The following is a 14590-nucleotide window of genomic DNA, read 5'->3' as shown; positions in this document are numbered from 1 at the left end:
CTCTGCCGCATCGCTGGCGACTGTAAAGCGTGAAAATATTGCGGCGACCGGACGGAACTCCAGAGCGTCCGCCGCATAGGGAGGTAGACATGTCCGAACGGGAATCCATGCCCTATGACGTGGTGATCGTAGGCGGAGGCCCTGCAGGCTTGAGCGCGGCGATCCGCCTCAAGCAGCGCGCCCAGGCGGCGGGCAGCGAGATCAGCGTCTGCGTGCTGGAAAAAGGCTCGGAGATCGGCGCGCATATTCTCTCGGGCGCAGTGATCGATCCCCGGGCGCTCGATGAGCTGCTGCCGGAGTGGCGGACCAGCGACTGCCCGCTGGCGCAGGTGCCGGTCACCGAGAACCATCACTGGATGCTGAGCCGCTCGGGCAAATTCGCAGTGCCGCATCTGCTGACGCCGGGGTTCATGCACAATAAGGGCACATATACCGGCTCCCTGGGCTCGCTGTGCCGGTGGCTCGCCGAACAGGCGGAGGGGCTGGGCGTGGAAATCTTCCCCGGCTTCCCCGCCGCCGAGATCCTGTACGATGAGAATGGCGCCGTGAAAGGCGTCGCGACCGGCGACATGGGCGTGGCCCGCGATGGCAGTCGCAAGCCGGATTATCAGCCCGGGCTGGAGCTTCATGCCCGCTACACGCTGTTCGCGGAAGGGGCGCGCGGCCACCTCACCAAGCAGCTCAAGGCCCGCTTCGATCTGGAGGCGGATAGCGATCCGCAGACCTATGGCCTTGGCTGCAAGGAACTGTGGGATATCGATCCGGCCAAGCATGTGCCCGGCCGGGTGATCCACACGCAGGGCTGGCCACTGACGGATGCTTATGGCGGCGGCTTCCTGTATCATCAGGCGAACGGTCAGGTGGCGCTCGGCTTCGTGGTCGGGCTGGGCTACAAGAACCCGTATCTGAGCCCGTTCGAGGAATTCCAGCGCTGGAAGCAGCATCCGGACATCCGCGCGGTGCTGGAAGGCGGCAAGCGCGTCTCCTATGGCGCCCGGGTTATCAATGAGGGCGGCTGGCAATCCATCCCAAAGCTGGTGATGCCTGGTGCGGCGCTGATCGGCTGCTCGGCCGGCTTTGTGAATGTGCCGCGCATCAAGGGCACGCATACAGCGATGAAATCCGCGATGCTGGCGGCCGACGCCGTGGCGGATGCGGTCGCCGCGGATCGTTCCGGCGATGTACTGGATGCCTACCCAGCCGCGCTGGACGAAAGCTGGATCGTCAAGGAGCTGAAGCTGGTGCGCAATGCCGGCCCGGCGCTTGCCAAGTTCGGCAATGTCGTGGGGACGCTGTTTGCCGGCATCGATATGTGGATGCGCACGCTCGGCATCGGGCTGCCGTTTACGCTGCGCAACAAGGCCGACCATACCAAGCTCTGGCGCAAGGATGCCGTCCACAAGATCGATTATCCCAAGCCGGACGGGGTATTCAGTTTCGATCGGCTCTCGTCGGTCTTCCTCTCGGGCACCAATCATGAGGAGGACCAGCCGGTCCATCTGCAGCTCAAGGACCCGGACGTGCCGATCCGCTACAATCTGCCGCTCTATGACGAGCCGGCCCGGCTCTACTGCCCTGCGGGCGTCTATGAGGTGGTGGAGGATGGCGCCGGAAATCCGCGCTTCCAGATCAACGCGCAGAACTGCGTCCACTGCAAGACTTGCGACATCAAGGACCCGACCCAGAATATCAACTGGGTGGCGCCGGAGGGCGGCGGCGGGCCGACCTACCCGAACATGTAGCTGCGCCGACACACTCGCGAGCGCAAAGAAAAACGGGGCCGATCAAGGCCCCGTTTGTTCATCGATCAGCTGGCGCGATCAGAGAGATCGGCGACCGGTGATGAGCTGGAATACGAACACCACGCCCGCGATCAGCAGGAGAATGTGGATCAAGCCGCCGCCGACATGCAGGACGAACCCAAGCAGCCACAGAACGATCAGAATACCGATGATGGTCCAGAGCATGGAGGTCCCTTTCAACACAATGTTTTGACGATAGGGAGACGGTTTTCGGACGGAATGGTTCCCGTCGCCCTCGGAGCGCGCGGCGTGCCCTTATCACGCAGCCAGCATATGCAGGCGAGACAGCGGCGTTCAGAGCAGCTAAGAGCGCGGCCGTGCTCAGAGAAACCGCCCACGCCAAGCTCAACCTCGCTCTTCATGTCCGCGCGCGCCGCGCCGATGGCTATCATGAGCTGGAAAGCCTGTTCGCCTTTTGCGCGGATGGTGACGGGCTGAGCGGCACGCTCCGCGAGGACGGCGAGATCGCGCTACGCATCGAGGGGCCGTTCGCTGATGGCTTGCCGACCGATGAGCGCAATTTGGTGATGCGCGCGGCGCACGCCCTGCAAGCCGCGACTGGCGGCCATCTGGGCGCCGATCTGCTGCTCGAGAAGCACCTGCCGGTTGCTTCCGGCATCGGAGGCGGCTCGGCCGATGCCGCCGCTGCGCTTCGGCTGCTGGTGCGGCTATGGGACGTGCGGCCGATGGAGATGGATTTCCCGGCCATCGCCTCGGCGCTGGGCGCCGATGTGCCCGCCTGCCTTGGCTCGGCCACCGTATTCGGGTCGGGCGTGGGCGACCGGCTGGAAGCCATCGATCTCGATCTGGCCGAGACGCCCGTGTTGTTGGTCAATCCGCTGATCGCCTGCCCCACCGGACCTGTGTTCGGCGGATGGGACGGCATCGACTGGGGCGCGCTGGACCCGCTGGCATGGGCGCGGGGCCGCAACGATCTGGCGGCGAGCGCTATGGCTCTGGTGCCGGAAATCGAGGAGGTGCTGGCGGTGCTGCGCGCGCAGCTTCCCCAAGTTGCCCGCATGTCCGGCTCCGGTGCGACCTGCTTTGCCGTTTTCGCGAGCGAGGCCGAGCGGGATGCAGCCGCCGACCGCATCATCGCCGACCATCCCGACTGGTGGGTGATGACCAGCCTGCTGCGCTGAACACGTGGTCTTTTGGCTGGGCCCAAACTGCGCTAGGCCTTGGGCATGACTGCTGCGTTTCAAATCCTGGGCGATCCGTCCGCACCGATTCTGATCATCGCCGATCATGCCTCCAATCATGTGCCGGAGGATATCGATCTCGGTCTACCCGCTGCCGTGCTGGAGGAGCATGTCGCGGTCGACATCGGCGTCGCGCAGGTCGCGCGGCTGCTGGTGGATCAAGGCGGGTGCTGCGCCATCCTGGGCGGTGTCTCGCGCCTCGTCATCGATTATAATCGCGAGGCGGATTCGGCCGGGCTGGTGCCGGTGCATAGTGATGGCCACCATATCGAGGGCAACAGCGCCGCCGAGGTGGCCGACCGTCTCGCGCGCTTTTACGATCCCTATCATGCCGAGGTCGCCGCGCTGGCCGGGCAGGGGCATAGGCCGTTCCTGCTCTCGTTGCACAGTTTTACGCCGCAATTGCGCAGCCGGCCCGAGGAGGCGCGCCCATGGGACATCGGCGTGCTCTACAATCAGGACGATCGCGGCGCGCGGATCGCCATCCCACTGCTGGCCGCCGCCGGGCTGGTGGTCGGCGATCAGGAGCCCTATTCAGGCAAGCTGCTCAATGCGACGATGAACCGCCATGCCGAGGCCCATGGGCGGCCCTATCTTGGCATCGAGATGCGGCAGGATCTGGTGAGCAACGGCGCCGGTCAGGCGCGGCTGGCGGGCATCATCGGCCCGGTGCTGCGCGCCTGCCGTGCGGCCTTTTCCTGAGAGCGGCTCGCAACAGGCGTGTTTTGCGCCCTCCATGCTTGCAAGCCGCCCCGCAACGGGCCTAGAGCGCTGCCCGCAGGAAGGTGAATGAAATGACCCACAGCTTCGACAAATCCAAACTCCCCAGCCGCTACGTCTCCGTTGGCGTCGAGAGCGCCCCCCACCGCAGCTATTATTACGCGATGGGCTGGAAAGAAGAGGATATTGCCAAGCCGTTCGTAGGTCTCGCCTCCGCCGGCAATGACAGCGCGCCGTGCAACACTACGCTCGATACGCAGGCCAATTGGGCGCGCGAGGGCGTGATGGCGGCAGGCGGCACGCCGTTCCGGTTCAACACCATCACGGTGACCGACGGCATCGCCATGGGTCATCAGGGCATGAAGAGCAGCCTCGTCAGCCGCGAGGTCATCGCGGACTCGGTCGAGCTCTCGGTGCGCGGCCACTGCTATGACGCGCTAGTCACCTTCGCCGGCTGCGACAAGTCGCTCCCCGGCATGATGATGGCGATGCTGCGGCTCAACGTGCCCAGCATCTTCGTCTATGGCGGCTCCATCCTCCCCGGCCAGTATAAGGATCGCGAGGACCTGACCGTCATCGACGTGTTCGAGGCTGTCGGGCGGTTCGCTGCCGGCAATTGCCCGCTCTCGGAAGTCACCGCCATCGAGAAGGCGGCCTGTCCGGGCCATGGCGCATGCGGCGGCCAGTATACCGCCAACACCATGGCCTGCGTCGGCGAAGCCATCGGCCTGTCGCTGCCGAACAGCAACATGGTGCCGGCGCCCTACAAGAGCCGTCAGGAAATCGCCGTCGCGGCGGGCAAGCAGATCATGGAGCTGCTTAAGATCAACTTGCGACCGCGCGACATCTGCACGCGCGAAGCCTTTGAGAATGCAGCCCGCATCGTCGCGGCGACCGGCGGTTCCACCAATGGCGCGCTGCACCTGCCGGCCATGGCGAACGAATGCGGCATCGACTTCTCGCTGTTCGACGTGGCCGAGATCTTCAAGACGACGCCGTACATGGCGGACCTCAAGCCGGGCGGCAAATATGTCGCCAAGGACATGCATGCCGCCGGCGGCATCTACATGCTCATGAAGAGCCTTGCCCAGACCGGCCTGCTGCACCTCGATTGCATGACGGTGACCGGCAAGACGCTGGGCGAGAATATCGACGAAGTGACGTGGAACCCCGACCAGAAGGTCATCTACGACGCCAAGACGCCGATCACGCCGACCGGCGGTGTCGTCGGCCTCAAGGGCAGCCTTGCGCCGGATGGGGCGATCGTGAAGGTCGCGGGCATGAAGCGCCTGCAGTTCACCGGCATCGCCAAGGTGTTCGAGCGCGAGGAAGAGGCCTTCGCCGCCGTCGAGGCGCAGCAGATCGTGGACGGCGATGTCGTCGTGATCCGCTATGAAGGCCCCAAAGGCGGCCCCGGCATGCGCGAGATGCTCTCGACCACCGCTGCGCTTTATGGGCAGGGTCTGGGCGAGAAGGTCGCGCTCATCACGGACGGGCGCTTCTCGGGCGGCACGCGCGGCTTCTGCATCGGCCATGTCGGCCCGGAAGCAGCGGACGGGGGCCCCATCGCGCTGGTCGAAAATGGCGATACGATCAGCATCGATGCCGAGGCGGGCACGATCGACCTGCTGGTCGACGAAGCCGTGCTCGCCGAGCGCCGGGCGAAGTGGCAACCGCGCCAGAATGACTATCAGGCGGGTGCCCTGTGGCGCTATGCGCAGAATGTCGGCCCGGCCTGGCAGGGCGCGGTGACGCATCCCGGCGCCAAAGCGGAGAAGCATGTCTTCGCTGATATCTGATCCCATGGCCCTTCTCCTCGGGAGAGGGGCCTGGGCTGATGCATCCCCGCGTCAGTTGCGGCGCCACCGAGGCTTATTTGCTCAACGCCGTGCTCCTGCGAAGGCAGGAGCCCAGGGCGTATGCGACGGTCCTGACCGCCCTAGGCTCCTGCCTTCGCAGGAGCACAGTGGTGGATCAGGAAACCTACGCTCTTCGCGATGCAGTCGCCAATGACCGCCGCACCCATCCTTACCGTCGCCCAGATGCGCGCCGCCGAACAGGCGCTGTTCGACGCCGGGACGGACTCCTATGCTCTGATGCGCCGGGCCGGCGAGGGCGCTGCGGAGGTGATCTTCCGCGCTGGCGCGATGCGCGATGTGCTGGTGCTCTGCGGCCCCGGCAACAATGGCGGGGACGGCTTCGTCATCGCCCGCGCCCTGCGCGATTTGGGCGTGCCGGTGCGGGTGGCGGCGTTCGGCGAGAGCGGAACGGACAGCAGCCGCAAGGCGCGTGCCGATTGGGGCGGTCCGGTCGAGGATATCCTGCTTGCCGAACCAGCGACGCAGTTGGTGGATGCGCTGTTTGGCATCGGCCTCACGCGCGGCCTGTCGCCGGAGCTGGCGGCGCGGCTCGGCGCCTTGGTGGAGGCCGGGCAACTGAGCTACGCCATCGATGTGCCAAGCGGCGTGGAAAGCGACGCCGCGCTCGCGCTCTCCCCAGTGCCGGTCTTCACCCATTGCCTCTCGCTGGGCGCCTGGAAGCCCGCGCATGTGTTGATGCCCGCGCTCGACTTCGCGCAGCAGCACTGGCTGGTCGATATCGGCATCGAGGCGCCGGCGGACGCCGCGCGGGTTCTTCAAACGCCATCGATCCGGCCTCCGGCCCGCGATTCTCACAAATATCTGCGCGGTCTGGTCTGCGTCGTGGCCGGCGCGATGCCGGGCGCGGCCGCGCTTGCGGCGGAGGCGGCGGCGCACAGCGGGGCCGGCTATGTGCGGCTGATCGGGCAGACTGCGCCGGCCAGTCCCCAAAGCCACGCCATTGTGTGCAGCGAGCATTTCGAGGTGGATCGGGCCAAGGCGCTGCTCGTCGGCCCCGGCCTCGGGCGCGATGATGCGGCATGGCGCACGCTCCTCACGGCCTTGAGGGCAGGGGTGCCGACCGTCGCCGATGCAGATGCCTTATGGCTGATGGGCACGCACGGTCCGGCGGAAGCGCCGCCCCCTGCCATCGTCACCCCGCATGAGGGCGAGTTCCGCCAGCTTTTCGGCGCACGACCGGGCAACAAGATCGATCGCACCCGCGCGGCGGCGGCCGATATCGGTGCCGTCGTGGTCCATAAAGGGGCTGACAGCGTGATCGCCGCGCCCGATGGCCGCTGCGTCGTCGCCCCGCCGGCTTCGTCATGGCTCTCCACCGCTGGCACGGGCGATGTGCTGGCCGGCTTGTGCGCGGGCCGTCTGGCGGTTACGGGCAATGCCTTCACCGCTGCCTGTGAGGCCGTCTGGCTGCATGGCGAGGCTGGCCGCCGTGCCGGCGCGGCCTTCATTGCCGACGATCTTGTCGGTTGCCTTCCTGCTGCCCTTGCGAGTGCCTCATGACCAGCCCCGATCCCGATCTTATCGTCCGCATTGCCGCGCGAGGCGATGGGGTGACGGCGGATGGCCGCCATGTGGCGCTGAGCGCGCCGGGCGACCGTCTGCGCACCGATGGCAGCATCGAGGCCGGGCCGCATCACGTCACGCCGCCATGCCGGCACTTCCCGCAATGCGGGGGCTGCCAGCTTCAGCACCTTTCGGATGAGGCCTTCACTGACTATGTGCGCGATCGCGTGGCCGGGGCGCTGGCCGGGCAGGGACTGAGCGCGCAGGAGGTCGCGGCGCCGCACGTCTCGCCGCCACATAGCCGTCGTCGGGCCAGCCTGCGCGCGCTGCGGCTCGGCAAGCGCATCCAGTTCGGCTTCTCGGAGCAGGGCAGTCATAAGCTTATCGATCTGCGCGAATGCCCGGTGTTGGACCCGCGCCTTTTCGCGCTGGTCGCCCCGCTGCGTGCGCTCTTTGCGACGATGCTGCCGGATCGCCAACCCGGCGAGGCGGATCTGACGCTCGTGGATCAGGGCGTGGATGTCGTCCTTTCAGGCCTGCGGGTCGACGGCCTTGCCCAAACCGAGGCGCTGCTCGACTTTGCCCGTGAGAACCAGCTCGCCCGGCTCATTCTCATCGATGATGATGCCCCGATGACCATCTGGGAGCCGGAGCCGGTGACGGTGCGCTTCGGCGATGTCCTCACTGGCTACCCGCCACGCGCCTTCCTGCAGGCGACGCAGGACGGGGAGGCGGCTTTGGTCGCCGAGGTGCGTCAGGCATTGGGCGGCGCAGCCATGGTGGCCGATCTGTTCGCGGGCCTCGGCACCTTCGCCCTGTCCGTCGCCAATGATGTGCCGGGGCGCAAGGTCTATGCTGCGGAGGCCGCCCGCGATCTGGTGATGGCCCTGCGCGGCGGCGGCAATCGCCTGCCCGGCCGCATCTTCCCGGAGCATCGCGACCTGTTCCGCCGTCCGCTCACCCCGGCGGAACTCAACCGCTTCGATGCCGTCGTGCTCGATCCGCCCCGCGCCGGCGCGCGCGAGCAGGTGGCGCAGATCGCGGCCTCACAGGTGCCGCTGATCGTCTATGTCTCCTGCAATCCGGCCAGCTTCGCGCGGGATGCGGTGATGTTGGCCGAGGCAGGCTACCGCATCGAGCGGTTGAAGCCCGTCGGCCAGTTCCGCTGGTCGACCCATGTCGAGCTGGTCGCGACCTTCAGGCGCTGAGCCGTAGCGCGGCGAGCAGGCCGTTGACGGCCAGCACCGCCAGCAGGATCGACGAGAGGAAGAACAGGCTGGCGCGCACCGGAATAGTGTTCACCTTCGCTTGCCACACGCTGTGGACGATGCGGATGCCCACATAGGCCCAGGCGAGGGCGATGTTGGCCGTCGTGCCCTGGCCGAGCAGCGCCAGGCCGATCGCCGTCGCGTAGAAGATCGTCGGCTGTTCCATCAGATGCGCGTAATTGTGCGCGGGCCAGTTGATCTCGCGCGGGAGCATCCGGTCGAGATCCTGCCCGCGTCCGCCGCGTGCCTGCTCGGGCGAGATTTTGAGCTTGCTCAGCGCCGGGAGCCGCAGCGCGACCATCCAGATGAGCATCACGATAGACCAGAGCACCAGCGCAAACACCGGCACCAGCAGATTGACCGACATGAAAAAGCCTCCCCGAAACTTGTCCGGGGAGGCTGTCTCATTCTTTTATGCTTGGCAATCCGCTTTAGCGGCGCAGTTGCACCACGTTGGACTGTTGCGGGACGGGCTCTTCCTCACGGTAGAGGCTCGCCATCGGCTCGTCGGCGACCTGTGCGACGCTCTCCGCGCCAAAACCGTTGAAGTCGGTGCGCATGGCATTGCCATAGGCGCCGAGCATCCCGATCTCGATATAGTCGCCTGCGCGCACGTCCGCAGGGAGCATGAACGGGCCGGCCATATGGTCCATGTCGTCGCAGGTCGGGCCGTAGAAGCTGAAGGCTTCCTGATCCGCCTCATTGGCTTCCGCGCGCAGCAACTGCACGGGGAAGCGCCAGCCGAGATGTGCTGCATCGAACAGCGCGCCATAGGCGCCGTCGTTGATAAACAGCTCGTTGCCGCGGCGCTTTTCCACCCGCACCAGCAGCGAGCTATATTCCGCGCACAATGCCCGGCCGGGCTCGCACCACAGCTCGGCCGAATAGGAAATCGGCAGGCTCTCGAAGGCGCGGTGAATGGCCGAGAAATAATGGCCGAGCGGCGGCGGCTCCATGCCGGGATAGGTGGAGGGGAAACCGCCACCCACATCCACAATGTCCACCGTCACCGATGCATCGACAATCGCGGCGCGCACGCGCTCGATCGCCTGCACATAGGCGTGGGGCGACATCGCCTGGCTGCCGACGTGGAAGCAGATGCCGAGCGCATCCGCAGCCTGACGGGTGGCCTGCAGCAGCTCGCGCGCATCGGCGAGATCGCAACCGAACTTGGAAGCAAGGCTCAGCTTGCTGTGCTCGGAGGATACGCGCAGGCGCACGCACAGCTCAAGGTCCGGCGCGCCACGGGTGGCCCGCACGATCTTCTCCAGCTCCTCGAGCGAATCCAGCGAGAAGGTCCGCACGCCATGCTTGAAATAGGCCTCGCGAATGGCTTCCTCGGCTTTCACCGGATGCATGAAGCAGAGTTTGGCCTGCGGCAGCGTCCGCGCGACTAGCCGAACCTCGGCAATGGACGCGACATCGAAGTGCGTGATTCCAGCTGCCCACAGCGTTTCCAGCAACGCGGGCGAGGGATTGGCCTTGACGGCATACAGCGAGCGCCCCGGGAACTTCGTCGAGAAGTATCGAGCGGCGCGGGCAGCTGCCTGCGGGCGAATAAGCGTTACCGGTGCTGCCGGTTTGAGGGAGAGAGCTACCCCCAGCGCGCTATGATGCTTGTACAACTCAAGGGACCTCCAGTGGATTGCAGTCGAAAAGAGCTGCCTTGCGGTGGAAGTCCCATGGGGCAGCAGGGGTGCGCATATATGACCTGCGGACCCCCCTGTAAAGATCGGGGGTCAAAATTGAGTCGCGCGCTGCGTCGCTGGAAAGTGCCGGAAAGTCTGGCTTTTTCGTAATGGCGCCGCTGCGATGGCGCAATTTCGGTGCAGGATCGGACGTGTCGCAAACCCGCCGGATCGGGTGGCGCGGTTGCGGCGAGTCGAATCTTCTCCCGAATGCGCTTCAATCAGCGGCGCCGTCGCGCATCGCGATGTCGCTCAGGAACCGCTCTACCCGCCGCGAGAGGCTGCTCGATGCGTCGCTCAGATCATGAGCCGTCCGTGCCAGATCCTGCGCGCCTTCGGCGGCGGATCGCGCATTGCCGGAGATGCGCACGATATGCGCCTCGATCTCCTTGCTGGCCGAGGCCGCCTGTTCGGTGCCGGCGGCGAGATGGAGGGAGAGCGCGCGCTGCGCGCTGACCGTCGAGGTGACGCCATCGGCGATCTGCTTGACGCTGGCGATCACGCGCTCAAGACCCGCCTGTGCCCCTGTCACCGCCGTGACCGTGCCGCGAACCGTCAGCGCATGGGTGCGAATATCCTGCGCAGCGGCGCCGGTCTTCTGGGCAAGGCCGCGCACTTCATTGGCGACGACGGCAAAGCCGCGTCCGGCTTCTCCAGCCCGCGCCGCTTCGATCGAGGCGTTGAGCGAGAGGAGCTTGACCGACCGTGCCAGCGTTTCGATCGTTACGGTGATCGCTTCGATGGATTGCGTGGCCTGATCGAGCGCCTGCGCTTGCGCCGCGCTGGCATCGACGCGGGAAACAGCTTCGGCGGCGACAGCACGCGCCTGCGCCGTTTCCTGGTCGAGCCGCCCGAGCGATTGCACCAATGCGGCGCTGGATCTCGCCACCTCATCCATCATCGCGCCGGTCTGGCCGGCGGCGGTGAGCACGTGCAAGGCGTGGTCGGTATTGTCCTGGCTGCGGGTGGCGGTGCCGGTGGCCGTGCCCTGAAGCAGCGACGCCATATCGCCAAGCGCCGTAGAGAGGCTCTGAATGTCCTGCTCGAAGCCGGCACTCACCGCCCGCAGTCGCGCCAGTTCGGCATCCCGCGCGCGAAGCTGGCGCATCTCCTGCGCGTTCATCGCTGCGAGAATGGCGGCATTGGGGACGAAACCGGCATAGCGGCCCCCGCGCGTCACGATGATCGCTTCCTTGCCGCCATCGCGGGCGTGGACAGCAAGCAGGCCGGCGAGGCCTCGATCCATCTCGATCACCGGGCAGCGCTGCATCCGCTCGCCAAAGGCGATGGTCACGCCGGCGTTGCTCAGCAAGGCATAGCCATAGGGGTTGAAGAGGATATTGCGGACATCCTCCTCATAGATGGCGCCAATGGGGCGATCTGCCTCATCGACCAGCGGGAGAAGCCGCAAGCCCATGTGCTGGCGAAACAGCGCGACAATCTCCATGGACGAGGCGCCCTGCCGCGCCTTGATCTGCTCGCTGCCCGGCATCCGCAGCCGGGCGACAGCGTCCTCGTCATCCTGTCCGTCGATCTGGAAAGAGGCCGCATGCATCATGCCACGCCTCTAGAAGCCGGACGGTAAAGTTTTGGTTATCCAGCTCAGACGAGGCGAGGAAATTCAAGGGCTTATTGTGACAGTTTTGTGTCATTTCCATGTCAGCTCAGCCGGTCTTTGAAGTCCTCATAGCCGAACTGGCGGATTTCCTGCAGTTCGTCCGTCTCGCTGTCCCACAGCCAGATGGAGGGCAGCGGCACGCCGTTGAAGGTGTTGGTCTTCACCATCGAATAATGCGCCTGATCGAGGAAGGCGATGCGACGGCCCGGCTCGGCGGGGACGGGCAGGCCATAGTCGCCGATGATGTCCCCTGCGAGGCAGGAGGGGCCACCCAGCCGCACGAGATCGCCGCTGGTGTTTTCGCCGAGCATCGCCGGGCGATAGGGCGCCTCGATCACATCGGGCATATGGCAGGTCGCGGAAATATCCACGATCGCCACAGGCATGCCATTGTCGATCACATCGAGAATTTCGCCCACGAGGATGCCCGCATCCAGCGCCACGGCCTCGCCCGGCTCCAGATACACGTCGAGCCCGGTCTCACGGCGGACCTGCTGGAGGAAGGCGACCAGCTCATCGCGCTGATAGTCGGCGCGGGTGATATGATGGCCGCCGCCGAAGTTCAGCCATTTGAGCTGAGGAAAGAAGCGCTTGAGGCTCGGCTCGACCGAGGCCCATGTCCGGCCCAACGGCACGAAATCCTGCTCGCACAGCGTGTGGAAATGAATGCCGTCCACGCCCTCGATATGCTCGGGGAGTAGCTGGTCGATGGGGAAGCCCAGCCGGCTGTTGGGCTGACAGGGATCATATTTCGCCACCTCGCCCTCGGCATGGAGCGGATTGATCCGCAAGCCCACATCGAAGCTCATCCCCTGCGCGCGCTGCGCATCGAGAAGGGGCCGGAAGCGCGCATGCTGGCCGGGTGAGTTGAAGATGATATGGTCGGAAAGCACGCAGATTTCCGGCAGGTCTGCCGCCTTGTAGCCGGCGCAATAGGTCGCGACCTCGCCCTTCTCATCCAGCCCGGTATATTCTTCGCGGCCCAGTCGGGCCTCGTAGAGGCCGGAGGCGCAGACGCCGTCGAGATAGGCCGAGACGGTTGGCCCGAGCGACCACATCGAAAAGGCCTTGAGCGCCGCCAGCATCTTGATGCCGCCCCGGTCCCTTACGTCCTTGAGGATCGTCAGGTTGCGTCGGATGGCGGCGGCATCGACCACGAAAGCGGGCGAGGGCACGCGATTGAGGTCGAAGCGCGCAAAGGCGCCGGGGTCGCCGGCTCGGGTTTCCATGGGGTCTGCTCCGCTCAAATCATGTCACGGCGCGGCTGCGAGCGCCGCGCCTTCAGCGATGCACCGATCAGTCGATGCACATAGACCGAACGACCTTGCCGCCGTCGAGTTCGGCAAAGCATCCGAATAATTTGTTGTCGGCCTGGCAGCGCCCGGGCGCCTTCTGCTCGTCGAGCGGCAGCGCGCCGTTCTTGCCGGGCTGGGCAAGGCAGCGGCCCTGACAGTCCTTCTTCGAGGCGCAGCTCTTGCCCGCATCCGCATAGGGCACCACGCACATGACTGTCTGCGCGCGCCCCCGTGCCTGCAGCGAGCCGCCCTGGCGCGCGCAACTGTTCAGCTCGGAAGACGGCACGCCATCGACCAAGCCGATCTGCGGCGCGCAGCCTCCCAGAGCGAGCGCCAGGGCGGCGCTCGCCAGCCCGGTGCGGTTGCGCAGCGCGCCCATCAGAAGGGCAGCGGTCCGTCGAGTTCCTTCACCTGCCACGGCAGGCCATGCTTGTTCAGCATGGCCATGAACGGGTCGGGATCGAGCTGCTCGATGTTGAACACACCCGCGCCGGACCACAGGCCCTGCAGCATCAGCGCCGCGCCGATCATCGCCGGCACGCCCGTGGTGTAGCTCACCGCCTGGTTGCCGGTCTCGGCATAGGCATCCTCATGGTCGCAGATATTGTAGACGTAGAGGGTCTTGTCCTTGCCATCTTTGCCCAGGCCGGTGGCAATATCGCCGATGTTGGTCTTGCCCTTGGTCGTGGGGCCAAGGCTGGCCGGCTCGGGCAGCACGGCCTTGAGGAACTGCAGCGGGATGATCTCAACGCCATTGTAGATCACCGGGTCGATCCGCGTCATGCCGACATTCTGCAGCACTTCGAGATGTTTGAGATAGGCATCGCCAAAGGTCATCCAGAAGCGGATGCGCTTGATCTCGGGCAGGTGCTTGGCGAGGCTCTCCAGCTCCTCATGATACATGAGGTACATGTTCTTGGGCCCGACCTGCTCGAAGTCGAAGCTCTGCTTGTAGGAGAGGGCGGGGGTCGTGACCCACGCACCATTCTCCCAGTGTCGCGCCGGCGCAGTCACTTCGCGGATGTTGATCTCCGGATTGAAGTTGGTGGCGAAGTGCTGGCCATGGTCGCCGCCATTGCAGTCCAGAATGTCGAGCGTGTCGATCCGTTCGAAATGATGCTTCTTGAGCCAGCTCGCGAACACGCTGGTGACGCCCGGGTCGAAGCCGGAGCCGAGCAGCGCCATGAGGCCGGCATCCTTGAACCGGTCCTGATAGGCCCACTGCCAGCTATATTCGAAATGCGCCTCATCGCGCGGCTCGTAGTTCGCCGTGTCCATATAACTGACGCCCGCAGCAAGGCAGGCATCCATGATCGCGAGGTCCTGATAGGGCAGGGCCAGGTTTACGACCAGTTTGGGGCCGATTTGCTTGATCAGCGCCGTCGTCGCTGCCACGTCGTCGGCGTCCAGCGCATAGGTGCTGATGGTGACGCCGGTGCGCTCTTTCACGGAGGCGGCAATGGCATCGCATTTGGAGACCGTGCGGCTCGCGAGGTGAATGTCGCTGAAGATGTCCACATTCATCGCCATCTTGTGGACCGCGACCGATCCGACGCCACCTGCGCCGATGACCAGCACCTTGCTCATCTGTTAGTCTCCATGAAGTCGAATCGA

The 14590-nt window shown here is 65.5% G+C and carries 13 protein-coding genes; 6 read left to right on the top strand and 7 right to left on the bottom strand.

Going from position 1 to position 14590, the window contains the following annotated elements; genetic code table 11:
• Positions 1 to 89: 89 nt before the first annotated feature.
• On the top strand, positions 90 to 1742 hold the full coding sequence (locus M2339_RS07610) for an electron transfer flavoprotein-ubiquinone oxidoreductase (RefSeq protein ID WP_264587018.1): 1653 nt from the start codon (positions 90 to 92) through the stop codon (positions 1740 to 1742).
• Positions 1743 to 1820: 78 nt separating this feature from the next.
• On the opposite strand, the gene M2339_RS07605 is transcribed toward M2339_RS07610, so the two are convergent.
• Positions 1821 to 1967 carry a lmo0937 family membrane protein gene (locus M2339_RS07605; protein WP_181559368.1) on the bottom strand — a complete coding sequence of 49 codons (147 nt, stop codon included), beginning with the start codon at positions 1965 to 1967 and terminating at the stop codon, positions 1821 to 1823.
• A 152-nt stretch (positions 1968 to 2119) separates the two neighbouring features.
• Here M2339_RS07605 and M2339_RS07600 point away from each other — a divergent pair, with 152 nt between their 5' ends.
• The 5 genes from M2339_RS07600 (at position 2120) to M2339_RS07580 (ending at position 8315) form a co-directional block, all read left to right on the top strand.
• Entirely contained in the window at positions 2120 to 2944 is an 825-nt protein-coding gene (locus tag M2339_RS07600) for a 4-(cytidine 5'-diphospho)-2-C-methyl-D-erythritol kinase (RefSeq protein ID WP_264587019.1), read from the top strand.
• A 45-nt stretch (positions 2945 to 2989) separates the two neighbouring features.
• Entirely contained in the window at positions 2990 to 3706 is a 717-nt protein-coding gene (locus M2339_RS07595) for an N-formylglutamate amidohydrolase (RefSeq protein ID WP_264587020.1), read from the top strand.
• A 92-nt stretch (positions 3707 to 3798) separates the two neighbouring features.
• Positions 3799 to 5523, top strand: a complete 1725-nt coding sequence (gene ilvD, locus M2339_RS07590) for a dihydroxy-acid dehydratase (protein ID WP_264587021.1) — start codon at positions 3799 to 3801, stop codon at positions 5521 to 5523.
• A 210-nt stretch (positions 5524 to 5733) separates the two neighbouring features.
• Positions 5734 to 7104, top strand: coding sequence for an NAD(P)H-hydrate dehydratase (locus tag M2339_RS07585; protein WP_264587022.1), 1371 nt, complete (start codon positions 5734 to 5736; stop codon positions 7102 to 7104).
• Positions 7101 to 8315, top strand: coding sequence for a class I SAM-dependent RNA methyltransferase (locus tag M2339_RS07580; RefSeq protein WP_264587023.1), 1215 nt, complete (start codon positions 7101 to 7103; stop codon positions 8313 to 8315). Before M2339_RS07585 ends, M2339_RS07580 begins: the two co-directional genes overlap by 4 nt.
• Here M2339_RS07580 and M2339_RS07575 read toward each other — a convergent pair.
• The 6 genes from M2339_RS07575 to M2339_RS07550 all read right to left on the bottom strand — a co-directional run bounded on the left by M2339_RS07575 (position 8305) and on the right by M2339_RS07550 (position 14563).
• Positions 8305 to 8742 carry an MAPEG family protein gene (locus tag M2339_RS07575; RefSeq protein ID WP_264572589.1) on the bottom strand — a complete coding sequence of 146 codons (438 nt, stop codon included), beginning with the start codon at positions 8740 to 8742 and terminating at the stop codon, positions 8305 to 8307. The two genes, M2339_RS07580 and M2339_RS07575, sit on opposite strands and share 11 nt — an antisense overlap.
• 64 nt (positions 8743 to 8806) lie before the next feature.
• Positions 8807 to 10000, bottom strand: a complete 1194-nt coding sequence (locus M2339_RS07570) for a type III PLP-dependent enzyme (protein ID WP_264578680.1) — start codon at positions 9998 to 10000, stop codon at positions 8807 to 8809.
• A 280-nt stretch (positions 10001 to 10280) separates the two neighbouring features.
• Positions 10281 to 11621 (bottom strand): methyl-accepting chemotaxis protein, encoded by a 1341-nt coding sequence (locus tag M2339_RS07565; RefSeq protein ID WP_264587025.1) that lies wholly within the window; start codon positions 11619 to 11621, stop codon positions 10281 to 10283.
• 101 nt (positions 11622 to 11722) lie between these two features.
• The gene (locus M2339_RS07560) at positions 11723 to 12910 is read right to left on the bottom strand and encodes a carboxynorspermidine decarboxylase (RefSeq protein WP_264587026.1); all 1188 of its coding nucleotides are present in this window, start codon (positions 12908 to 12910) and stop codon (positions 11723 to 11725) included.
• Between the two features lie 67 nt (positions 12911 to 12977).
• Positions 12978 to 13355, bottom strand: a complete 378-nt coding sequence (locus tag M2339_RS07555; RefSeq protein ID WP_264606280.1) for a hypothetical protein — start codon at positions 13353 to 13355, stop codon at positions 12978 to 12980.
• Positions 13355 to 14563: a saccharopine dehydrogenase family protein gene (locus M2339_RS07550; protein WP_264587028.1), complete on the bottom strand. Its 1209-nt coding sequence runs from the start codon at positions 14561 to 14563 to the stop codon at positions 13355 to 13357. The genes M2339_RS07555 and M2339_RS07550 overlap by 1 nt, the downstream gene beginning before the upstream one ends.
• Positions 14564 to 14590 lie beyond the last annotated feature (27 nt).

This window comes from Sphingobium sp. B2D3C, assembly GCF_025961835.1.
Classification (GTDB): Bacteria; Pseudomonadota; Alphaproteobacteria; order Sphingomonadales; family Sphingomonadaceae; genus Sphingobium.
The sequence above is the reverse complement of the archived record's forward strand: the minus strand, read 5'-3'. Positions and strand labels throughout refer to the sequence as shown.